We start from the raw sequence: 20,030 nt of genomic DNA, 5'->3' as shown, positions 1-20,030 counted from the left end.
AATGGAAGCCCGATGGACGGCCTGGACCTACTGAAAGCCTTTCGTGAGGTTGCCGCGCGCGGCAGCTTTTCCCGCGCGGCCACCGTGCTCGGTGTGTCGAAAGCGAGCGTCAGCAAATACGTCGCCCAACTCGAAACCCGCTTCGGCGTGCGCTTGCTCAACCGCTCGACGCGCTCGGTCAGCCTCACCGATGCCGGTCATCTGCTGCTCGAGCGCAGCAAGCCGCTGATGGAGATGGTCGAGCTCACGCAGAGCGAACTGCAGGAACACGCCGGCCATCCGCGCGGACGGCTGCGCGTGACGGCCCCGCATGGCTTGGCCCAGAGCACCTTCCCAGGGATCCTCGGCGAATTCATCGCCGCCTACCCCGACGTGCACGTGAGTTTGCACCTGAGCAACCGGGTGATCGATCTTGTCGAGGAAGGCGTGGATATCGCCTTGCGGCTGGGCCGCATCCGAGATGAGAACCTGATCGTCCGACGCTTGCGCCAGATGGACCTGGCGCTGTGCGCGACCCCTGGCTACTGGGCGAAGCGCGGTTTGCCCAAGAAGCCCGACGACATGCGCCGACATGACGTGCTCACCTACTCGCTCGCGGGCGGGGCGCCTCATCTTCCCTTCGAGGTCGACGGGCTGCCCTACAGCGTGCCAGTCCACAGCCGGATGGACGCCAACGATGCAGCGCCGCTGGTCGGCGCGGCGCTCGCCGGCCTCGGAGCGGTGTGCGTGCCGGCCATGATGGCGCAATCGCACATCGAACGAGGTGCACTCGTCCCGGTCCTGAAGGAATACATGCCGCGCGACCTATGGCTCTACGCGGCCTATTCGCAACGGCGTCACAACAGCGCCGCGCTGCGCGCGCTGCTCGACTTTCTCGAAACCCGCATCCTCGCCACCGCCCCCGATTCTTCGCCACCGGCCAAGCCAGCCAAACGGCAGCCTCAGGCGGCAGCAGCCTGAGGCCGCGGGTCGAACGGGCCGATCAACCGATGTGCTTCGCGAAGAAATCGAGCGTGCGTTCCTTCGCCAGCTTCGCGGCTTCGGCGTTGTACGAGCCGCGCTGATCGCAGTTGAAGCCGTGGCCCGATTCGTACACGTGAACCTCGACCTCGGGATGCGCCTTCCTGAAGGCCTCGACGGTGTCCATTGGAATCCAGTGGTCGTTCCTCCCGAAGTGGGCGAGCACAGGCACCTTCGGCTCGATGGCGCTCTCTTCAGGCCTCGTCATTCCGCCCCCGTAATAGGGCGCCGCGGCGGAGATGCCCGAAACGCCGGCCGAGGCGCGCCAGGTCAGCAGGCCGCCCCAGCAATAGCCCACCATCCCGACCTTGCCGGCCCTTGCGGCGTACGCCACGGCCGCCTGGAGGTCTTGCAGCACGCCCGGTGCCGGCAGGGCCTCGACGGCCGCCTTGAGAGCAGAACCTGCCTTCATGTCCTCCTCGGCATAGCCGAGTTCGACACCCGGCTTCACGCGCTGGAAGGTCGCGGGCGCCACGGCCAGATAGCCCGCGGCCGCGTAGCCGTCGGCCACCGAGCGAATGTGCGAATTGACGCCGAAGATCTCTTGCACCACGACGACGGCGCCTCGAGGCTTGCCCGCGGGCTCGGCCACGTAGGCCGGGAAAGTGAAGCCATCCTTGGCGGTGAGATCGATGAATTGACCCATGGTCATGCTCCTGGAGGGGTTGGTGGTTGATTCAATGCGCGCTCGACGAAATCCAGGCGATCCTGCCCCCAGAATATTTCACCGTCGATGACGTAGCTCGGTGCGCCGAAGACATCGGCGTCGATGGCCTGCTGCGTGTAATCCTCATACAACTCCTGCACGGCCTGGCTCTGCGATTGATCCAGGCGCTTGCCGGAAAGCTCGCATTCGACGAGCAGCGCGCCCAGCACCTTCGGGTCGGCAATGTTGCGCTCCTGCACCCAGACGGCCTTGAACAGGGCGCCGCAGAGCTTCATGGCGGCATCCGTTCCATCGTTCAGGTCCACCGCGATGATGAGGTTCGCCGCGTCGCTTCCCACCACAGGGAAGAACTTCGGCTTGGGATTGAGCGGGATGCCGAGATACCTGGCGCAGCGCGCGAGATCGACCAGTCGGTAGGCCTGACGCTGCGGTGCCCGCTTGCCGAGCGGCAAGCCACCCGAAACCGGAAACACGGCGCCGAAATCGATCGGCCGCACGCGCACCTTGGCATCTGCCTTCTTCGCAATGGCGGTGAAGCGCGCATGCCCGAGATAGGTCCACGGGCTCTGCGGCGTGAAGTAGTAGTCAATGCTGCGGCTCAAGAATGCCTCCACGATGATGTAATCCGTCCGGACATGTTTTAACTGAGGCACGGCTTCTGTGCAGGAGGTGGGATTTGGAACAGGTGCTCTTGATTACCGGCGGCAGCCGCGGCATCGGTGCCGCCACCGCCTTGCTGGCCGCGCAGCAGGGCTATGCCGTCGCGGTCAACTACGCGAGCAACTCGCTGGCCGCCGACGAAGTCGTGCGCGCCATCCGCGCCGGCGGCGGCATCGCGATCAGTGTGCAGGCCGACGTGGGCGACGAAGCGCAGGTGCTGGCCATGTTCGCGAAAGTCGACGCCAAGCTCGGCCGCCTCACCGCGCTGGTCAACAACGCGGGTGTCGTCGACGCGCAATCGAGGGTCGACGCGATGAGCGTGGCGCGCCTGGAGCGCATGCTGCGCATCAACGTCATCGGAAGTTTCGTCTGCGCCCGCGAGGCCGTGCGGCGCATGAGCACGAAGCATGGCGGCGGCGGCGGCGCCATCGTCAACCTCTCCAGCGCCGCGGCTCGGCTCGGCTCGCCGGGGCAGTATGTCGATTACGCGGCGAGCAAGGGCGCCATCGACAGCTTCACCATCGGCCTGGCCAAGGAAGTCGCCGAGGAAGGCATCCGTGTCAACGCAGTGCGCCCGGGCCTCATCGATACCGAGATCCACGCCTCCGGCGGCCTGCCCGATCGCGCCTTCCAGCTCGCATCCACCGTGCCGATGAAGCGTGTGGGCACCGCGCAGGAATGCGCCGCGGGCATCGTATGGCTGCTGTCGGCGCAGGCGAGCTACGTCACCGGAACCTTCCTCGACGTGACGGGCGGGCGCTGATGGCAACCCCTGCCATGGATCTGATCAAGCCGCTGATCACGCTGCTGGCCATCGTGAATCCATTGGCGATCGTGCCTTTCTTCATCCACTACACGCAGGGCTACACGGAGCGCCAGCGCAAGCGCACGGCCTGGGTTTCCGCCTTCAGCGCCTTCATGGTCATTGCGGTCAGCGCGCTGCTCGGACTTCAGCTCCTGTCCTTCTTCGGCATCTCGATCGCGAGCTTCCAGGTCGGCGGGGGTACCCTGCTGCTGATCAGCTCGCTCAACATGCTGAACGCGCAGCCGGTGGAGTCCAAGGCCAACAAGGACGAAATCCGCGCCACGGAAGTCAAGGCGTCGCTGGGTGCCTCGATCGCGGTCGTGCCCTTGACCATTCCGCTCCTGACAGGCCCTGCCACCATGTCGACGGTGGTGATCTACGCCGAGAAGGCCCAGCATCTCTGGGAGCTGGCGATTCTGGTGGGCTACGGCATGGCGATCGGCCTGGCGACTGGCGTCACCTTTTCGCTGGCCGAGCCGATCGCGCGCGTCCTGGGCAAGACCGGCATCAACGTGATGACGCGCCTGATGGGATTGATCCTCGCGGCGCTCGCCGTCGAAGTCATGGCCGATGGCCTCGGCACGCTGTTTCCCGTCCTTGGCCGCGCGCCGGGCTCGCTCTAGGGCGACACCAGTTCGACGATGCGCGGCGTAACGGTCCCGCCATCGAGCCGCAATTCGGCCGCCGAGATCGGCAACTTGAATCGCCGCGGACCGGCGCTGCCAGGATTGACATAGAGGATGCCGTCGCGCTCCTGGGCCATGGGCCGATGCGAATGGCCGGACACCACGACCCTGACGCCTTCGGCCACGGGATCGATGTCGAGCTTTGCAAGGTCATGGATCGCATAGAGGCGCAGGCCGCCGAGTTCGATCATTTCCACGTCCCGAACCGCGTCCGCCCACGCCGCGGTGTCGTTGTTGCCGCGTACGGCCGTCAGTGGCGCGATGGCCGCCAGTGCTTCGAGAATCCCCGCTTGGCCGATGTCGCCACCGTGCACGATGTGATCGCAGCCCTGCAGGAAAGCCAAGGCCTCGGGCCTCAGCAGCCCGTGCGTGTCGGAGATAAGACCAATGCGGCACATCAGCGGGGCTGGTCGACCCATGCGACCAGCTCCGCCACCACCGCGTCGCTCGCCGCCACCAATGCATCGACGCCGCCGGCCGCATCACTGGTCGCCGCCGGCCGCTGGGCGGTGAAGCTGCGCTGGGCGAGCACACGGTCGCCGCCGGGGCCACTGCGAATGAGCGTCGCGCTCATTCGCACCAGGCCGAAGCTCGTGCCCGGGGACTGGAAGTAGTGGGTGAACTCTTCAAGAGAAACTCGCAGCGTGTCGGGCCTACCCTCCGTGCCGCGCGCCATGGTCGCGCTCTCTTCCGGGCCCATCACGACGCGGCGCGCGATCAGTGCCTCGCGCAAGCGTTGACGCAGCATCTGCGCGGGCGCCTGGCTCCAGCGTGACTGGCCATAGGGGCGCAGTTCATTGGCGTCGGCGTAGCCCAGCCGGTAGAGCAGCTGCGTGCCCTCCAGCCTCGAATTGGCGGCCACCTCGGCCAGCGAAAGAGGTGGCAGCGGGGGCGCGTTCGCCGGCGCCTGCGCGACCATGGGCCCCGGTCCGAAATCGTAGAGCGTGATGCGGCCGGGCTTGTCGGGCAAGGCGCCGCAGCTCGCCAGCATCAAGATGACAGCGAGGCCCGCAAGGACCGGAAAGCGCGACTGCCTCGCGCCGGCAGCGATGTTGTCGAGTGTCTTCATCGTGACCACCATCATGGACGCGCCGGCGCCCCGGCTGACGCGGAAAAGCCCGGCTCGCCGGGTCCGGCGACCACGCCACCGGTGCCAAAGAGCAGCGATTGCGGGTTGTCGCTGATGTTGTCGGCCGCGCGCCCGAGCCGATGCATTGCACGCGAGGCGTCGTCGGCGACACGATTGACGCGCGGCAAGGTGGCGCTGTTGACGGATTCGACCGCCTGCGACAGCGCCTTGGTCCCGTCACTCAGGCGATCGATCGGGCCGTCCTTGGCATTGAGCCGCCCCACGGTCGTGTTGAAGTTGTTCGCCACGCGCGAGATATCGCCCGCGGCGGTCTTGAGCGAGGCCATCGTGTCCTTCGTTCGCTCCATGAGCGGCGGAACCGAGGCGAGTGCCGGATTGATTCCGGTCTTCACCGTCTGGTCCAGTGAGCGCGCAAGCTGGTTGGCACTTTCGGAGGCCTGCGCGATGCTCTCCAGCGCGTTGGCGAAGCGCTTCTGGTTGTCGTCGCCCAGCAGCATGTTGGCGCGCTTCGTCACCTCCTCGACGCGATTGAGGATGACCTCGCCGCGATCCTGCAACTGCGCCAGCAGCGAGGGCTTGAGGGGAATGCGCGGAGGGTTGTCGTTGTCAGGAACCAGCGACACCTGCGACTCGCCCTTGTCGTCGAGCGCGATGAAGGCCAGACCGGTCACGCCCTGGTAGCTCAGCGTCGCGAAGGTCGAAGTCGTCAGCGGCACGCGTTCATCGACCGTGATGCGCACGCGCACGTTGCCCTTGACCTTCGGATCGAAGTCGATCAAGACGACCTTGCCGACGGCGATGCCGCGGTAGCGCACCATCGCCTGAGGCTGCAGCCCGCTCACCGCGTCGCGCGTCGAGAGTTCGTAGACGTTGCGTACCGTGTTGTCGCGAGTCAGCCAGACGACCAGCGCGATGAGCGCGGCGACCAGGCCGAGCACGAAGGCGCCGGCGGCGATGGCATGGGCCTTGTTTTCCATGGCGGCTACCTTTCAGTGTGTTCATGGAGGGCTTCCATGGCGCGCCGGCCGCGGCCGCGGAGAAAGAACTCCTGGATGAACGGATGCGGATAAGCGATGACTTCGCGCGCAGCGCCGGCGACGATCACCTTCTGATCGGCCAGCACCGCGATCCGGGTACTCAGGTCGAACAGCGTGTCGAGATCGTGCGTCACCATCACCACCGTCAGTCCGAGCTCGCGGTGCAGGCCGCGCAGAAGATCGCAGAAGCCGTCCGCGCCTTCGGGGTCCAGCCCGGCGGTGGGCTCGTCGAGCAAGAGCAGGGGCGGATCCATGATCAGCGCGCGCGCCAGCGCCACGCGCTTGATCATGCCCCCCGACAGATCCGACGGACTCTTGGTGGCTTGTTGCGGCTCGAGCCCGACCATCTGCAGCTTGACCAGGGCGGCGTCGCGTATCAGGTCCTCAGGCAGCAGCTTGAGCTCGCGCAGCGGAAACGCGATGTTGTCGAGCACATTGAAAGCCGAAAACAGCGCGCCGTGCTGAAACAGCATGCCCACATGGGCGGCAGCCCTCGCGCTCAGGTGGCCCGGTGGCCGGCCGAGTACCGTGACCTCGCCCTTCGTGGGACTTTCCAGGCCGAGGATCTGGCGCAGCAGCACGGTCTTGCCCGTGCCCGACCCACCCACGAGCGACAGCACCTCGCCGCGCCGTATCGTCAGGTCGAGGTCGCGATGCACCACCTGATCGCCATCCGGTGACTCGAACACCGTCCAGAGCTTGCGGATCTCGACCACATCCGCTGCGTCGTTGACGGGCACGTCGGTCATGAGCGGAACCCCACGCCCTTGAACAGAACGGCGAACAGCGCATCCACCAGGATCACGATCGTGATCGAGGTCACGACAGAAGACGTCGTGCCGCGGCCCAGGCTTTCGGTGTTGGGCTTGACCTTCATGCCGAAATAGCAGCCGATCAGCGCGATCAGAATGCCGAACACGGCCGACTTGGACATGGCCAGCCAGAGATTCGACATCGGCACCGCGCGCGGGAGCGCCGACATGAAATAGGCGGGCGAGATGTCGAGCGCGAGATCCGCCGCGATCATGCCGCCGACGAGCGCGGCCATCGAGGTCCACATGCTGATCAGGGGCATTGCGATGGCCAGCGCCAGGACGCGGGGCATGACCAGCCTGAAGCCGTGCGAGATGCCCATCACGCGCATGGCGTCGAGCTCTTCCGTGACGCGCATCACGCCGATCTGGGCGGTGATGGCCGAACCGGACCGCCCCGCGATCAGCACCGCCGCGAGCACCGGACCGAGTTCCCGGATCAGCGACAGGCCGAGGATGTTGACGATGAAGGTCTCGGCGCCGTACTGCCGCAGTTGCTGCGAAGTAAGGTAGGCCAGCACCACGCCGATCAGGAGACCTACCAGCGCGGTGATGGGCAGCGCGGTGGTGCCGAACTGGTAGACCTGGCCGGAGAAGTCGCGCCACGGGGCACGGTGCGGGGCGCGCATCAATTTGCCGATGTCGAGCGTGAGCTGGCCGATCAGGCCGAGAAAATCGCGCGCCGCGAACGCGATGCGTGGCCCGTTGTGCGCGAAGGCCTTGAGGCGGTCGGTCAAGGTCGGGGCCGGTTCCGACGGGGCACGGCACGTGTACAGCGCGACCTGGTCCAGCACGGCCTTGTGCTGAGAATCCATTTCGAGCCGCGCAGGCCAGGCTTGGTGCCAGTGGTTCCACAGCAGTTGGGCGCCGATGTGGTCGAGCTGATCGATGGGACGCAGGTCCCAGGCCCGGTCGTCCCGCGCCGGAACGCCTTCGAGACTCCGGGACAAGGCAGACCATGAACTGCGCTGCGACATCCCCAGCGCGGTCCATCGGCCGCTGGCGATCGCCCAGTCGCGCCCCTCCTTCTCGCGCCGCTCGACGCGCGGCAGCGCGTTGTCTGCGTCTTGCGCGTCGGCGGGCGGCGGCGGAGCGGTGGGCATGGAGAGGTGAAGGCAGGGTCTGGCAGCTGGGGACTCAACATCGTAACCGCCGACGTTGACAAAGGGCCGCCGGATCGGCGCGGCCGGGCGTAGGCCGTCGCGCAATGCCCGGGCCTTTGCCACAATCGACGGCTGAGGCCGAATCCTCTTGCGTGCGCCTTTGCGCGCCTTTCCCGCGATCAGCCGACGCCCGCGACTCCAGGAGAACTCCATGCAGATGACCAAGACCCCCATCCATCACTACATCGGCGGGCGCGTAGCCGCCCCGCGATCCACGCGCACGCAAGACGTCTTCAACCCCGCGACCGGCGTCGCCACCGGCAGCGTCGCGCTCGCCAACCGCGCCGATGTCGATGCGGCGGTGGCCGCCGCGCAGGCCGCATTCCCCGCCTGGTCGGACACCCCGCCCATCCGGCGCGCGCGCGTGATGTTCAAGTTCCTGGAGCTGCTCAACCGCCACAAGGACGAACTGGCCCACCTCATCACCGCCGAGCACGGCAAGGTCTTCACCGACGCGCAGGGCGAAGTCAGCCGCGGCATCGACATCGTCGAGTTCGCGTGCGGAATTCCGCAACTGCTCAAGGGCGACTTCACTGACCAGGTGTCCACCGGCATCGACAACTGGACCCTGCGCCAGCCGCTGGGCGTGGTGGCGGGCATCACGCCCTTCAACTTCCCGGTGATGGTGCCGATGTGGATGTTCCCGGTCGCCATCGCCGCGGGCAACTGTTTCGTGCTCAAGCCCAGCCCGACCGATCCGAGCCCGTCGCTGCGCATGGCCGAGCTACTGAAGGAAGCGGGCCTGCCCGACGGCGTCTTCAATGTCGTTCAGGGCGACAAGGGGTCGGTCGATGCGCTCCTGGAGCATCCCGACGTCAAGGCGATCAGCTTCGTCGGCTCCACGCCCATCGCCAACTACATCTACGAGACCGGCGCGCGCCACGGCAAGCGCGTGCAGGCGCTCGGCGGGGCGAAAAACCACATGGTGGTGATGCCCGACGCCGATATCGATCAGACGGTCGATGCGCTGATCGGCTCGGGCTACGGCTCGGCCGGCGAGCGCTGCATGGCCATCAGCGTCGCGGTGCTGGTGGGCGATGCGGCGGACAAGGTGCTTCCCCTGCTCGCCGCCCGGGCGAAGACCCTCAAGATCCGCAACGGCACCGACCTGGAGGCCGAGATGGGCCCGATCGTGACGCGCGCCGCGCATGAGCGCATCACGGGCTACATCGCGCAGGGCGAGAAGGAAGGCGCAAAGTTGGTGGTCGACGGCCGCGGCTTCGACAACACCCAGGCCGGAGAAGGCTGCGAGGGCGGCTTCTGGATGGGCGGCACGCTGTTCGACAACGTCACACCGGAGATGCGCATCTACAAGGAAGAGATCTTCGGGCCGGTGTTGTCCTGCGTGCGCGTGCACGATCTGAAGGAAGCGGTGGACCTCATCAACGCCCACGAGTTCGGCAACGGCGTCTCCTGCTTCACGCGCGACGGCAACGTGGCGCGCGAGTTCAGCCGCCGCATCCAGGTGGGCATGGTGGGCATCAACGTGCCGATCCCGGTGCCGATGGCATGGCACGGCTTCGGCGGCTGGAAGAAGAGCCTCTTTGGCGACATGCACGCCTATGGTGAAGAGGGTGTGCGCTTCTATACCAAGCAGAAGTCAATCATGCAGCGCTGGCCGGAGAGCATCGGCAAGGGGGCGGAGTTCGTGATGCCGACCGCGAAGTAGCAGCAGCGCCGACCCGAGGCGCGGCCCGGCGGGGGACGGCGTGCCTGTCGTGAGATTCCAAGAACAAGCGGAGACAAGAAGAGAACATGAGCGACACCACCTTCGACTACATCGTCATCGGCGCCGGCACCGCCGGTGCGCTGATGGCCAACCGCCTGAGTGCCGACCGGCAGTGCCGCGTGCTGCTGATCGAGGCCGGCCGCAAGGACGACTACCACTGGATCCACATCCCGGTGGGCTACCTCTACTGCATCGGAAATCCGCGCACCGACTGGCTCTACAGCACCGAGCCCGATGCGGGCCTGAACGGCCGCACGCTGCGCTATCCGCGCGGCAAGACCCTGGGCGGCTCCTCCAGCATCAACGGCATGATCTACATGCGCGGACAGTCGCGCGACTACGAGCAGTGGGCGCGCCTCACCGGCGATGACGAGTGGCGCTGGAGCAAGGTTCTGCCGGCCTTCAAGAAGCACGAGGACTACTACCTGGGCGCCGACGATCTGCATGGCGCCGGTGGCGAGTGGCGGGTGGAAAAGCAGCGCCTGCGCTGGGACATCCTGGACGCTTTCGCGCAGGCCGCGCAGGAGGCCGGCATCCCGCATTCGACGGATTTCAACCGCGGCAGCAACGAGGGCGTCGGCTATTTCCAGGTCAACCAGAAGAATGGCTGGCGCTGGAACACCGCCAAGGCCTTCCTGCGCCCGACCTGCTACGGGCGGCCCAATTTCGAGCTGTGGACCGGCGCGCAGGTCTCGCGCCTGCTGCTGGAGCCCCTGGCCGACGGCAGCAGGCGCTGCACGGGCACCCAGGTGTGGGATGGCCACGAGATGGTCATGGCCCACGCCTCGCGCGAGGTGATCCTGTGCGCGGGCAGCATCGGCTCGCCGCAAATCCTGCAGCTCTCGGGCATCGGTCCGGGCGAGCTGTTGCGCCAGCACGGCATCGATGTGGCACTGGATGCGCCGGGCGTCGGCGCCAACCTCCAGGATCATCTTCAGATCCGCGCGGTCTACAAGATCCAGGACGCGCCCACGCTCAACGTGCTGGCTTCGACGCTCTACGGCAAGGCCAAGATCGGCATGGAGTACCTGTTCAAGCGCAGCGGTCCGATGAGCATGGCGCCGTCGCAGCTCGGCGCCTTCACGCGCAGCTCGGCTGCGCACGAATGGCCGAACCTTGAATATCACGTGCAACCGCTGTCGCTGGACGCCTTCGGCGAGCCGCTGCACAGCTTCCCGGCCTTCACCGCGAGCGTGTGCAACCTGAACCCGACCAGCCGCGGGACGGTGCGCATCAGGAGCCACCGTTTCGAGGATGCGCCCGCGATCGCGCCCAACTACCTGAGCACCGGCGAGGACCGCCTCGTGGCGGCCGATTCGCTGCGCGTCACGCGCCGCATCGCGGGGCAGCCGGCGCTGGCGAAGTACAGGCCCGAGGAGTGGAAGCCGGGCGTGCAGTATCAGAGCGACGAGGAACTCGCGCGCCTGGCCGGCGACATCGCGACCACCATCTTCCATCCCGTGGGCACAACGAAGATGGGCGCCGACGGCGACCCGATGGCCGTGCTCGATTCAAGGCTGCGCGTGCGCGGCGTTGCCGGCCTGCGCGTGGTCGACGCCGGAGCCATGCCCACCATCACCAGCGGCAATACCAACAGCCCCACACTGATGATGGCGGAGAAGGCGGCCGCCTGGATTCGCGAAGCCGGCCGGGCTTCGCAGGTGCCCTCTTAGCGCTCGATGGTCTTGTTCCAGCGCGCGTTCCATGCCGGCCGGTTCGCGTTGACGCTGTCCCAGTCGATCGTCACCGCGTTCTTCATCCACTTGTTGATGTTCGCGACCTGCTCGGCACCCTCGCCCGTCGCCGGCGCCTTGGGGTTGGTCGGGATCTGGCTCCCGAACTGAAGCACGTTGGCCTGCGCCAGCGGGGTCAGCAGGAATTCGGCCAGCTTCTGCGACAGCTCGGGCTCGCTGTTGTTGGCAATCACGCACTGCCCCACCATCAGCACCACCGAGCCTTCCTTGGGCTGGGCGTATTCCACGGGGATGCCCTTGGTCTTGAGCGCGGCCACGGCAGTGGGCGTGAGCGGGAACAGCGCGGCCTCGCCGGTCTGCACCATCTCCGAGATCTTGGCCGAACTGGGGATGTACTCCAGCACATTCGGGCCGATGGTGGTCGGCCAGGCCTTGAAGCCCGGCTCCACGTTCTTGTCGTTGCCGCCCTGGATGCGGTTGAACATCAGGAATCCGTGCAGCCCGAAGGACGAGGCCGGCATCGACTGGAACACCACCTTGCCCTTGAACTTGGGGTCGGCCAGGTCCATCCACGAAGTAGGCGCGGCCCAGCCCTTTTCCGCAAACATCTTCTTGTTGTAGGCAAGCCCGGTCATGCCGAGGCTGACGCCGCTGGCCATGTCACCCTTGAAGCGCGCGGCGGGGTAGATCTCGTTGAGCGCGGCGCTGGGTCGCTGCTTCTCGCACAGGCCCATGCCGATGGCGCGAACCATGATGCCGTCGTCCAGGAACATCACGTGCATCTGCGGCCTCTCCCGGTTGGCCTGTGCCTTGGCCAGGATGTCGGAGGAGGTGCCGGGCACCACCACCACCTTCACGTCGTTGGCCTTCTCGAAGGCGGGGAAGACGTATTGGGTGTAGGCCTTCTCCATGGTGCCGCCGTTCATGCCGATGTAGAGCGTCTTGGTCTCGGCGCTGGCGGCACCGCCGCCCACCAGCGCCGCAGCGGCGGCCACGGCGAGAAGTGCATGGCGAAGGGGATGGGGCTGAAGGGAACGGGACATGGTGTGCTCCTTTGCGAGTGGGGTAAACGGTGGGGTGTGGACGAGTGGGAAGAACCGCGCCCTCAATGGGCGGCCGCGAGGACGGCATCGGCGGACTGGAAGCGCTCGATCGCGAAGGCGTCGATGGGCGTGCTGCTGCGGCCGTCGCGGGCGAGTTCCGCCAGCACCTCGCCCGCGGCCGGCCCGACTTGGAAGCCGGCGCCGGCAAAACCGAAACCGTGGATCAGGCCCGGCGTCGTGCGACTCGGACCGAGCACCGGCTGGCGGTCGGGCAGGTAGCCTTCGGTGCCGCTCCAGGTGCGGATGAAGCTGGCGTGCCGCAATCCGGGCAGCAGCTCGATCGCCTGTGCCGCCAGGCCGGCGATCGCATCGCGCGCGGAACGCGCGCGATCGGCGTCCAGCGCCACCCCCGCGCCGCCGCCCAGCACCAGGTTGCCGCGGGCGACCTGGCGGCAGTAGATGCCACCGCCCTCCACGCCCAGGCTCCAGTCCATGAAATGCGGCAGCGGCTCGGTGACCGCCATCGCGGGATGCCCGGATTGCAGGGGCACCGCCTCCGCGAACTGACTCGCAATGGCGCCGGCCCAGGCGCCGGCGCAGTTGAGCAGAACGGGCGCGGCCACCTCCAGGGTGTTGCCCGATCGCAGCCGGAAACATCGGCCGTCGTGCATCACCTCGTCCAGCACCGTGCGCTCGAAGATCTGCGCTCCCGCGCGCCGCGCCGCCATGGCGAAGGCCGGCGATACCAGCCGGGGATTGGCCTGACCATCTTCCACGCACAGCGATCCGCCGACGGCCCTGTCGCCCAGCCAGGGACAACGCTCGCGCAGCCGCTGGCCCGAGAGCAGTTCGATGCCCAGGTCGAAGTCGCGGCTGAGGTCGCGGTAGCGTTCCAGCGCGGCCAGGTCGACCTCGCTGCGGGCGATCTTGAAGTGGCCGGAGCGAAGGTACTCCCCATTGGTGCCGATCAGCTCGGCCAGGCGGCCCCAGATGCGGTGCGCGCGCTGCGCCAGCGGCAGTTGGCTGATCGGCCGGCCCTGGCGCCGCACACCCCCATAGTTCACGCCGCTGGCACGCGAGCCGCAAAGGTCGCGCTCCAGCAGCACGACCTGCAGGCCCATCCGCCGCAGGGCCAGCGCCGCGGAGGCGCCCACGATGCCGCCGCCGACAATGGCGACGTCGCATTTCAGCGCTTGCTTCATGCGCTCGCCCCTTCTGCGGGGACGCTCGCCAGATGGATCGGGATCGGCTTGATCGGCGCCTGCCCGCGCAGCCGGCCCACCTGCGCGATCGGCTGGCCGGTGGCATGCGCGAGGATCTCGGCGGCCGCGACGCCGCACATGCGGCCCTGGCAACGGCCCATGCCGACACGGGACAAGGCCTTGAGCCGGTTCATCTCGTCGGCGCCGCTCTCGCGGATCGTCTGGCGCAACTCGCCGGCCGTGATGTTCTCGCAGCGGCACACGATCAGATCGTCCGCCGCCCGCGCGGCCCAGTCCGCCGGAAAGGGAAAGGCGCGTTCGAGGCCGCGTCGAAAGGCGGTCAGCTTGCGCAACTTGTGCTCCAGGGCGTCGGCCCGGGCGGCATCCACGGCCACCCCATGGTCCGCCAGCAGGGCCAGCGCGGCGCGTTCGCCCGCCCACTCGGCCGCGTCGGCGCCCATGATGCCGGCGCCGTCGCCCGCCAGGTAAACCCCGGCGACGCTGGAACGGCCGGCGGCGTCGCGCTCCGGCAGATGAGCGCGGTGGAGAGGCGCGAACGCGAAGCGGCAACCCAGCAGATCGGCGAGCTGCGTCTCGGAACGCAAGGCATGGCCGAATCCAGCGGCATCGCACTCGAGCGCCTGCTCCCCGGCTGCGTCCTGCCACGCGACGCCCTGCACTCGCGCCCCATCGCCGAGCACGCGCAGCGCCCGCACGCCGCTGTGCAGCGCCACGCCGTGGGCGCGCAACCAGGCGACGTAGAACACGCCCTTGAGGAACACCGCCGGCTGCGCGAGCATTGCCGGCACCGCTGCCAGCTGGTCGGCGAAGCGCGCCGTATCGAGCACCGCGGCCACCGCGACGCCGGCGCGAGCGTACTGATAGGCCACGAGGTACAGGAGCGGGCCGGTGCCCATGAACACCACTCGTCTGCCGATCGCGCAGCCCTGGAACTTGAGCGCCACCTGCGCGCCGCCCAGGGTGTAGACGCCGGGCAGGGTCCAGCCCGGCACAGGCAGCACGCGGTCGGTGGCGCCCGTGGCCACGACCAGCTGGCTGTAGGGCACGCTGCGCGTCGTGCTTGTCGGACCGTGCAGCACGTCGAGCAGGCCGCCCTGGGCATTCCACACCAGGCTGTTCGGTCGGTAGTCGATGTGCTCGCGCATCGCCTCCAACGCGTCGTGCACGGCAGTGGCACGAGGGGCGTCAAATCCGTAGAGCGTCCTGGCGGAACGCCGGAAGTTCGCCGGCGGCCGGCGGTAGATCTGGCCGCCGCCGCGCCCGGCTTCGTCGATCAGCACCGGCCGCAGCCCGTGCGCGACAAGCGCCTGGGCGGCTCGCACGCCGGCGGGACCTGCACCCACGATCACGGGCCGCAGAGTGGACAAGGTCATGCGGACTCCCCGCCGGTGAGCAGTGCCATGCCCGGCTCGATGAAGGTCGAGCAGGCGCGCAACCGCTCGCCGTCGGCAGCCTGGATCCAGCAGTCCTGGCAGGCGCCCATCATGCAGAAGCCGGCGCGCGGGGCGCCGCTGAACTCGTTGCGGCGCAAGCGGCCGCACTGGGTGAGCACCGCGGTCAGCACCGTGTCGCCGGCCAGCGCCCGGGCCGGCTGCCCATCGAGCGTGAAGGCCACGGCCTCGCGGCCGGCTTCGGCCACGCGATGCAGCAGCGGTCGCGCAGTCACGGTGCTCATCGGCGCCCCACCAGCACGCGGTCCAGGCCGTAGACGCGGTCGAGCAGCACCATGGCGAAGGCCGTCACACCCACCATCAGGGCCGATACCGCGGCCATCAGCGGATCGATGGATTCGGTCGCGTACATGTACATGCGCACCGGCAGCGTCACCGTGCTCGGAGCGGTCACGAAGATCGACATGGTCACCTCGTCGAAGCTGTTGATGAATGCCAGCATCCAGCCGCCGGTCACGCCCGGCAGGATCATCGGCAGCGTGATGCGGCGAAACACCGTGGCCTGGCTGGCGCCGAGCGACAGCGCGGCCTGCTCCGCGCCGCGGTCGAAGCCGACCAGCGCGGCCACCACCAGGCGCAGCGTGTAGGGCGTGACGATCAGCGCATGCGACATCACCAGCCAGCTGAAGCTGCCGGTGCCGCCGACCAGCGCGAACAGGCGCAGCAGCGCAACGCCCAGGACCAGGTGCGGAATGATCAGCGGCGAGAGAAAGAGCCCATTGAGAAAGTCGCGCCCGGCAAAGTCATGGCGCGTGATCGCCATGCCCGCCGGCACCGCCAGCAGCGTGGCGATCGTCGCCGAGGCCAGTGCCAGCCACAGGCTGTTCCAGAAGGACTGCATGAAGTCGGGGTGCGCGAACACCGCCCGGAACCAGCGCAGCGAAAAGCTCGTGGTGGGCAGGGTCAGCGTGTTCTCGGGCGTGAACGCCACCACGCAGACCACCACGAGGGGTGCCAGCATGAAGGCGATGACCAGGGCGTTGAACGCCAGGGCGATGGGGCCGTTCCTGCTCATCCCAGCGACCTCTTGTAGCGGCCTTCGATGAGGCGGTTGTAGCTGAGCATGACGACCAGGTTGGCGACCAGCAGCGTCAGGGCAATCGCCGCGCCCAGCGGCCAGTTGAGTTCGTGCAGGTACTCGTCGTAGACCACGGTCGCCACCATCTTCAGGCGGCGCCCGCCCAGCAGGCCGGGGATGGCGAATGAACTGGCCGACAGGCCGAACACGATCAGGCTGCCCGAGAGGATGCCCGGCATGACCTGCGGCAGCACGATCCGCCGCAGCGTGGTGAAAGGCGAGGCCTTGAGCGACAGCGCGGCATTCTCGACGCCCGGGTCCAGCTTCTGCAGGGAAGTCCAGACCGGGATCACCATGAAGGGCAGCATCACGTGCACCAGCGCGATCACCACCGCGGTCTCGGTGTAGAGAATCTTCACCGGGCCCAGGCCCACCAGCCCGAGCGTCCCGTTGACCAGGCCCTCGGGCCCGAGCAGCATGCTCCAGCCGAAGGCGCGCACCACCACCGACACCAGGAGCGGCGCCAGCACGACCAGCAGCAGGATCGAGCGCCAGGGATTGCGCATGCGGCTGAGCACGTAGGCCTCGGGCGCGCCCACCACCACGCAGATCAACGCGACCAGGCCCGAGATCCAGAAGGTGCGCCAGAAGATGCCGCCGTAGTAGGCGTCGGTGAACACTGCCGCGTAGTGCGCCAGGGTGAACTCGCCAGCCTTGGGCCCGGTGACCGGGTCGTACACGTTGAAGGAAAGCACGGCCGTCAACGCCAGCGGCACCAGCAGCAGCGAGGCGAACAGCAGCAAGGCGGGGCCGGACAGCCACCAGGGCGTGGACTTCTTCACGCCACCACCTGCTCGGGATGCGCGACCTCCTCGGCCGACAGCAGACGCGTGCAGTGGTCGGGCCAGGCGATGCCCGCGACCTGGCCTTCTTCCAGCGCGAGCCGGCCATCGTTGGGCGTCAGCACCATCAGATCGCCCACCGGCGTGCTCATGGCGTAGAGCCACTGGCTGCCGAGGAAGAAGCGCTCGCGAATGCTGCCGTCGAGGCGCCCCGCGCCCGGCGCCACCAGTTGAAGCTTCTCGGGCCGAACGCTCAGCAGCACCTGGGCGCCGGCGCCGAAGCCGGCATCGTCGACCTCGACCGAGAGCGACCCAAGGTCGACACAGCGGCGCCCGCCGCCGCTCGCGACGCAACCGGCCAGGAGGTTGGCCTTGCCCACGAAGGTCGAGATGAAACGGGTGCGGGGGTGTTCGTAGACTTGATGGGGGTGGTCGATCTGCGTGGCGCGACCGCCTTCCATCACCACCACGCGGTCGCTGATGGACATGGCCTCGCTCTGGTCGTGCGTGACCATCACGGTCGTGGTGCCCACCTTGCGCTGGATCTGCCGCAGCTCGAACTGCATCTCCTCGCGCAGCTTGGCGTCGAGGTTGGAGAGCGGCTCATCCAGCAGCAGCACCGGAGGTTCGATCACCAGCGCGCGCGCCAGGGCCACGCGCTGGCGCTGGCCGCCGGAGAGTTCGCGCGGGTAGCGGCCCGCATGCGCCTCCAGATGGACCAGGGCCAGCGCCTGCCGCACACGCTCCCGGCGCTCGGCCTTCGGCATCTTGCGCATTTCCAGCCCGAAGCTGACGTTGTCGGTCACCGTCATGTGCGGAAACAGCGCATAGCTCTGGAACACGATGCCCAATCCGCGCGTGTTGGCCTTGGCCTGGGTGATGTCGCGTCCGTCGAGTTCGATCTTGCCGCTGCTGACGGCTTCGAAGCCCGCGACCATCTGCAAGGTGGTGGTCTTGCCGCAGCCCGAAGGCCCCAGCAGGGAAACGAATTCACCCTTCTCGACCGTGAGGCTCATGGCCGACACCGCACAGGTGCTGCCGTAGTACTTGGTCAGGTCGGTGAGCTTGAGAAATGACATGAAGGGCCTTTTCTTCTCGTTCAAGGGCGAAGCGTTCACCGCACCAGGGTGGGGCTGAGCAGAGTATCTGAACTTCTTTTCAGAATCAGTTCACTCTATTGCAATGAACGCGCCAACACGCATAGGGTATTTCACTAAACAGAATGTTTCTCTAATTTATTCCATTGACTGAAATTTGTGACCTAAACTAGACTGTCGATATTCCACAGGACGAAGCATGGATACCCCCTCGACGGCCACTGGCGGCGTGCCGCGCGTCTTCGCCGTGATCCGGGCGCTCGCCGCGGTGCAGGCGGAGGGCGGCCGCGTGACCCAGATCGCACGCTCCGTGGGCCTGACACAGGCCACCACGCACCGATTGCTGCAGTCGCTGGTCGCCGAAGGCATGGTCGAGCAGGACGCGCGCAGCAAGCTGTACCGCCTGGGCATCGACTTCTTCGCGCTGGCGGCCAACGCCGGCAACCCCGGCGATCTGCGAACGCTGTGCCGGCCCGTGTTGTTGCGCCTGTGCGCGAGCCTGGGCGACAGCATCTTTCTGCTGGCGCGCAGCGGCTTCGATGCGGTGTGCCTGGACCGCAGCGAAGGGCCCTTTCCCATCCGCTCCTTCACCGGCGACGTGGGCGGCCGCATCGCCCTGGGTGTGGGTCAGGGCGCGCTGGCCATCCTCGCGTTCCTGCCGCAGGCCGAGCGCGAGGAGATCATCCGCTTCAACCTGTCACGGGTGCGCGAGTACGGCGTTTACGACGAGGTCTACCTGAGGACGGAAATCGAGCACGTTCGGCAGGTGGGTTATGCCGGACGCAGCACTGGCCTGCTGGAAGGCATGGCCGGCGTCGCTGTTCCCATCTGCGACCGCGAGGGACGGGCCGTGGCCGCCTTGAGCGTAGGCACCATCGCCGACCGGCTCAACGCCGATCGCCTGCCGACGGTGGTCGAATTGCTCAAGCGAGAAGCCGCTGCCATCGGCCCGAGGATCAACCCTTTCGACGCGACACTGCGCCGCCCTGCGCAGAGCCTGGCGAGTTCGCCGTCGGCGCAACGGATCGCGGCGCCGGGTGCGCCTGCGGCGGGCTGAGCGCCACCGACCGGGCCTGCCCCACGATCCAGTCGCGGAAGGCCAGCAGCAACGGCGTCTGTGCGCGCGACTCCGGATAGACCAGGTAATAGGCGCCCGCGTTGGTCAGCACCTGGGGGAACAACACTACCAGGGCGCCGGAGGCGATCTCCGCCTCGACCAGGAAGCGCGGCAGCAGCGCCGCTCCCAGGCCGGACACCGCCGCCTGCGCAATCATGGCGAACTGCTCGAAGCGCGGCCCGCGCAACGCGTGTGCCGTGCTGCCGCCGACCTGCTCCAACCATTCGGTCCACTGGGTCGGACGGGTGCTCTGCTGCAGCAGCACGACCGAGGCGAGATCCTGCACTTGCTGTATGCCGTGCCGGTGCCGGTAGGCCAGGCTGCAGACCGGCACGACCTCTTCATGCATCAGGTACTCGCAGGCCGCGCCCGCCCAATGAGGCGCCCCGAAATGGATCGCGGCGTCGAACGGCTCATGGGCGAAATCGAAGGGCTCGGAGCGGGCGGCGAGGTTGACCGTGACCTCCGGGTGCCGCAGCGCGAAATCGCCCAGGCGCGGAATCAGCCAGCGCGTGCCCAGCGTGGGCAGCACGGCGAGGTTCAGCAGTCCGCCGCCGCCGGAGAAGGCCATCACCTTCTGCGTCGCACCGGAGAACTGCTGCAGCGCCGCCCGGACATCGGCCGAATAGACCCGTCCGGCATCGGTCAGGACCACGCGCTGGCGTACGCGATGGAACAGGGCCACGCCCAATTGCCGCTCAAGCTGCCGGATCTGGCGGGAGACGGCGCTTTGCGTCAGGTGTAACTCGTCGGCAGCGCGCGAGACGCTGGCATGGCGCGCGGCAGCCTCGAAGGCCAGCAGGTCGCCCACGGGCGGCAGGAAGGTCTTGCGGAACATGGTCATGCAGTCGGGGAATGATCTGACCCGACCATACA

Annotated in this window: 21 protein-coding genes; 6 read left to right on the top strand and 15 right to left on the bottom strand. The window is 67.6% G+C overall.

Annotated features, from left to right (window positions below; all coding sequences use genetic code 11):
* The first annotated feature begins 12 nt into the window (after positions 1–12).
* Complete coding sequence (locus AC1DNF_RS20110) at positions 13–960, top strand: LysR family transcriptional regulator (RefSeq protein ID WP_478150376.1); 948 nt, start codon at positions 13–15, stop codon at positions 958–960.
* A 22-nt stretch (positions 961–982) separates the two neighbouring features.
* On the opposite strand, the gene AC1DNF_RS20105 is transcribed toward AC1DNF_RS20110, so the two are convergent.
* A complete protein-coding gene (locus AC1DNF_RS20105) occupies positions 983–1,666 on the bottom strand; it encodes a dienelactone hydrolase family protein (RefSeq protein ID WP_478150375.1) in 684 nt (227 codons plus the stop codon).
* A gap of 2 nt (positions 1,667–1,668) precedes the next feature.
* Positions 1,669–2,289 carry a DsbA family protein gene (locus AC1DNF_RS20100; protein ID WP_478150374.1) on the bottom strand — a complete coding sequence of 207 codons (621 nt, stop codon included), beginning with the start codon at positions 2,287–2,289 and terminating at the stop codon, positions 1,669–1,671.
* 74 nt (positions 2,290–2,363) lie between these two features.
* Here AC1DNF_RS20100 and AC1DNF_RS20095 point away from each other — a divergent pair, with 74 nt between their 5' ends.
* Together AC1DNF_RS20095 and AC1DNF_RS20090 are read left to right on the top strand one after the other, a co-directional pair.
* Positions 2,364–3,110, top strand: coding sequence for an SDR family oxidoreductase (locus tag AC1DNF_RS20095; RefSeq protein WP_478150373.1), 747 nt, complete (start codon positions 2,364–2,366; stop codon positions 3,108–3,110).
* 14 nt (positions 3,111–3,124) lie between these two features.
* Entirely contained in the window at positions 3,125–3,775 is a 651-nt protein-coding gene (locus AC1DNF_RS20090; RefSeq protein WP_478150372.1) for a MarC family protein, read from the top strand.
* On the opposite strand, the gene AC1DNF_RS20085 is transcribed toward AC1DNF_RS20090, so the two are convergent.
* The 5 genes from AC1DNF_RS20085 to AC1DNF_RS20065 are packed head-to-tail and all read right to left on the bottom strand — an operon-like array spanning position 3,772 to position 7,880.
* Positions 3,772–4,236, bottom strand: coding sequence for a metallophosphoesterase family protein (locus AC1DNF_RS20085; protein ID WP_478150387.1), 465 nt, complete (start codon positions 4,234–4,236; stop codon positions 3,772–3,774). The genes AC1DNF_RS20090 and AC1DNF_RS20085 overlap by 4 nt on opposite strands.
* On the bottom strand, positions 4,236–4,907 hold the full coding sequence (locus tag AC1DNF_RS20080; protein ID WP_478150371.1) for an ABC-type transport auxiliary lipoprotein family protein: 672 nt from the start codon (positions 4,905–4,907) through the stop codon (positions 4,236–4,238). Before AC1DNF_RS20080 ends, AC1DNF_RS20085 begins: the two co-directional genes overlap by 1 nt.
* An 11-nt stretch (positions 4,908–4,918) precedes the next feature.
* The gene (locus AC1DNF_RS20075; RefSeq protein WP_478150370.1) at positions 4,919–5,905 is read right to left on the bottom strand and encodes an MlaD family protein; all 987 of its coding nucleotides are present in this window, start codon (positions 5,903–5,905) and stop codon (positions 4,919–4,921) included.
* Between the two features lie 5 nt (positions 5,906–5,910).
* The gene (locus tag AC1DNF_RS20070; RefSeq protein WP_478150369.1) at positions 5,911–6,714 is read right to left on the bottom strand and encodes an ABC transporter ATP-binding protein; all 804 of its coding nucleotides are present in this window, start codon (positions 6,712–6,714) and stop codon (positions 5,911–5,913) included.
* On the bottom strand, positions 6,711–7,880 hold the full coding sequence (locus AC1DNF_RS20065) for an MlaE family ABC transporter permease (RefSeq protein ID WP_478150368.1): 1,170 nt from the start codon (positions 7,878–7,880) through the stop codon (positions 6,711–6,713). The genes AC1DNF_RS20070 and AC1DNF_RS20065 overlap by 4 nt, the downstream gene beginning before the upstream one ends.
* Positions 7,881–8,097: 217 nt before the next feature.
* Between AC1DNF_RS20065 and AC1DNF_RS20060 the strand changes: the two genes are divergently transcribed.
* Complete coding sequence (locus AC1DNF_RS20060) at positions 8,098–9,609, top strand: CoA-acylating methylmalonate-semialdehyde dehydrogenase (RefSeq protein ID WP_478150386.1); 1,512 nt, start codon at positions 8,098–8,100, stop codon at positions 9,607–9,609.
* An 86-nt stretch (positions 9,610–9,695) separates the two neighbouring features.
* Positions 9,696–11,342 carry a GMC family oxidoreductase gene (locus AC1DNF_RS20055; protein WP_478150367.1) on the top strand — a complete coding sequence of 549 codons (1,647 nt, stop codon included), beginning with the start codon at positions 9,696–9,698 and terminating at the stop codon, positions 11,340–11,342.
* On the opposite strand, the gene AC1DNF_RS20050 is transcribed toward AC1DNF_RS20055, so the two are convergent.
* From AC1DNF_RS20050 to AC1DNF_RS20020, 7 genes are all read right to left on the bottom strand, one after another.
* Entirely contained in the window at positions 11,339–12,406 is a 1,068-nt protein-coding gene (locus tag AC1DNF_RS20050) for an ABC transporter substrate-binding protein (RefSeq protein WP_478150366.1), read from the bottom strand. The two genes, AC1DNF_RS20055 and AC1DNF_RS20050, sit on opposite strands and share 4 nt — an antisense overlap.
* 62 nt (positions 12,407–12,468) lie before the next feature.
* The gene (locus AC1DNF_RS20045; protein WP_478150365.1) at positions 12,469–13,608 is read right to left on the bottom strand and encodes an NAD(P)/FAD-dependent oxidoreductase; all 1,140 of its coding nucleotides are present in this window, start codon (positions 13,606–13,608) and stop codon (positions 12,469–12,471) included.
* Positions 13,605–15,002, bottom strand: a complete 1,398-nt coding sequence (locus tag AC1DNF_RS20040) for an FAD/NAD(P)-dependent oxidoreductase (protein ID WP_478150364.1) — start codon at positions 15,000–15,002, stop codon at positions 13,605–13,607. Before AC1DNF_RS20040 ends, AC1DNF_RS20045 begins: the two co-directional genes overlap by 4 nt.
* Positions 14,999–15,304 carry a (2Fe-2S)-binding protein gene (locus tag AC1DNF_RS20035; RefSeq protein WP_478150363.1) on the bottom strand — a complete coding sequence of 102 codons (306 nt, stop codon included), beginning with the start codon at positions 15,302–15,304 and terminating at the stop codon, positions 14,999–15,001. Before AC1DNF_RS20035 ends, AC1DNF_RS20040 begins: the two co-directional genes overlap by 4 nt.
* Positions 15,301–16,095 carry an ABC transporter permease gene (locus tag AC1DNF_RS20030; protein ID WP_478150362.1) on the bottom strand — a complete coding sequence of 265 codons (795 nt, stop codon included), beginning with the start codon at positions 16,093–16,095 and terminating at the stop codon, positions 15,301–15,303. Before AC1DNF_RS20030 ends, AC1DNF_RS20035 begins: the two co-directional genes overlap by 4 nt.
* A complete protein-coding gene (locus AC1DNF_RS20025; RefSeq protein WP_478150385.1) occupies positions 16,092–16,994 on the bottom strand; it encodes an ABC transporter permease in 903 nt (300 codons plus the stop codon). The genes AC1DNF_RS20030 and AC1DNF_RS20025 overlap by 4 nt, the downstream gene beginning before the upstream one ends.
* The gene (locus AC1DNF_RS20020) at positions 16,937–18,019 is read right to left on the bottom strand and encodes an ABC transporter ATP-binding protein (RefSeq protein ID WP_478150361.1); all 1,083 of its coding nucleotides are present in this window, start codon (positions 18,017–18,019) and stop codon (positions 16,937–16,939) included. The genes AC1DNF_RS20025 and AC1DNF_RS20020 overlap by 58 nt, the downstream gene beginning before the upstream one ends.
* A gap of 217 nt (positions 18,020–18,236) precedes the next feature.
* Between AC1DNF_RS20020 and AC1DNF_RS20015 the strand changes: the two genes are divergently transcribed.
* Entirely contained in the window at positions 18,237–19,094 is an 858-nt protein-coding gene (locus AC1DNF_RS20015; protein WP_478150360.1) for an IclR family transcriptional regulator, read from the top strand.
* Here AC1DNF_RS20015 and AC1DNF_RS20010 read toward each other — a convergent pair.
* Positions 18,994–19,992, bottom strand: a complete 999-nt coding sequence (locus AC1DNF_RS20010) for a LysR family transcriptional regulator (RefSeq protein WP_478150359.1) — start codon at positions 19,990–19,992, stop codon at positions 18,994–18,996. The genes AC1DNF_RS20015 and AC1DNF_RS20010 overlap by 101 nt on opposite strands.
* Positions 19,993–20,030: the final 38 nt, after the last annotated feature.

The sequence above is a fragment of the Variovorax sp. 01T432 genome (assembly GCF_056398605.1).
The sequence above is the reverse complement of the archived record's forward strand: the minus strand, read 5'-3'. Positions and strand labels throughout refer to the sequence as shown.

Coding starts and splice junctions, on each gene's coding strand:
- AC1DNF_RS20015 (WP_478150360.1), top strand. CDS start 18,237: ATGGATACCCCCTCGACGGCCACTGGCGGCGTGCCGCGCGTCTTCGCC.
- AC1DNF_RS20060 (WP_478150386.1), top strand. CDS start 8,098: ATGACCAAGACCCCCATCCATCACTACATCGGCGGGCGCGTAGCCGCC.
- AC1DNF_RS20065 (WP_478150368.1), bottom strand. CDS start 7,880: ATGCCCACCGCTCCGCCGCCGCCCGCCGACGCGCAAGACGCAGACAAC.
- AC1DNF_RS20085 (WP_478150387.1), bottom strand. CDS start 4,236: ATGTGCCGCATTGGTCTTATCTCCGACACGCACGGGCTGCTGAGGCCC.
- AC1DNF_RS20030 (WP_478150362.1), bottom strand. CDS start 16,095: ATGAGCAGGAACGGCCCCATCGCCCTGGCGTTCAACGCCCTGGTCATC.
- AC1DNF_RS20105 (WP_478150375.1), bottom strand. CDS start 1,666: ATGGGTCAATTCATCGATCTCACCGCCAAGGATGGCTTCACTTTCCCG.
- AC1DNF_RS20020 (WP_478150361.1), bottom strand. CDS start 18,019: ATGTCATTTCTCAAGCTCACCGACCTGACCAAGTACTACGGCAGCACC.
- AC1DNF_RS20035 (WP_478150363.1), bottom strand. CDS start 15,304: ATGAGCACCGTGACTGCGCGACCGCTGCTGCATCGCGTGGCCGAAGCC.
- AC1DNF_RS20045 (WP_478150365.1), bottom strand. CDS start 13,608: ATGAAGCAAGCGCTGAAATGCGACGTCGCCATTGTCGGCGGCGGCATC.
- AC1DNF_RS20110 (WP_478150376.1), top strand. CDS start 13: ATGGACGGCCTGGACCTACTGAAAGCCTTTCGTGAGGTTGCCGCGCGC.
- AC1DNF_RS20055 (WP_478150367.1), top strand. CDS start 9,696: ATGAGCGACACCACCTTCGACTACATCGTCATCGGCGCCGGCACCGCC.
- AC1DNF_RS20070 (WP_478150369.1), bottom strand. CDS start 6,714: ATGACCGACGTGCCCGTCAACGACGCAGCGGATGTGGTCGAGATCCGC.
- AC1DNF_RS20080 (WP_478150371.1), bottom strand. CDS start 4,907: ATGAAGACACTCGACAACATCGCTGCCGGCGCGAGGCAGTCGCGCTTT.
- AC1DNF_RS20050 (WP_478150366.1), bottom strand. CDS start 12,406: ATGTCCCGTTCCCTTCAGCCCCATCCCCTTCGCCATGCACTTCTCGCC.
- AC1DNF_RS20090 (WP_478150372.1), top strand. CDS start 3,125: ATGGATCTGATCAAGCCGCTGATCACGCTGCTGGCCATCGTGAATCCA.
- AC1DNF_RS20040 (WP_478150364.1), bottom strand. CDS start 15,002: ATGACCTTGTCCACTCTGCGGCCCGTGATCGTGGGTGCAGGTCCCGCC.
- AC1DNF_RS20010 (WP_478150359.1), bottom strand. CDS start 19,992: ATGTTCCGCAAGACCTTCCTGCCGCCCGTGGGCGACCTGCTGGCCTTC.
- AC1DNF_RS20075 (WP_478150370.1), bottom strand. CDS start 5,905: ATGGAAAACAAGGCCCATGCCATCGCCGCCGGCGCCTTCGTGCTCGGC.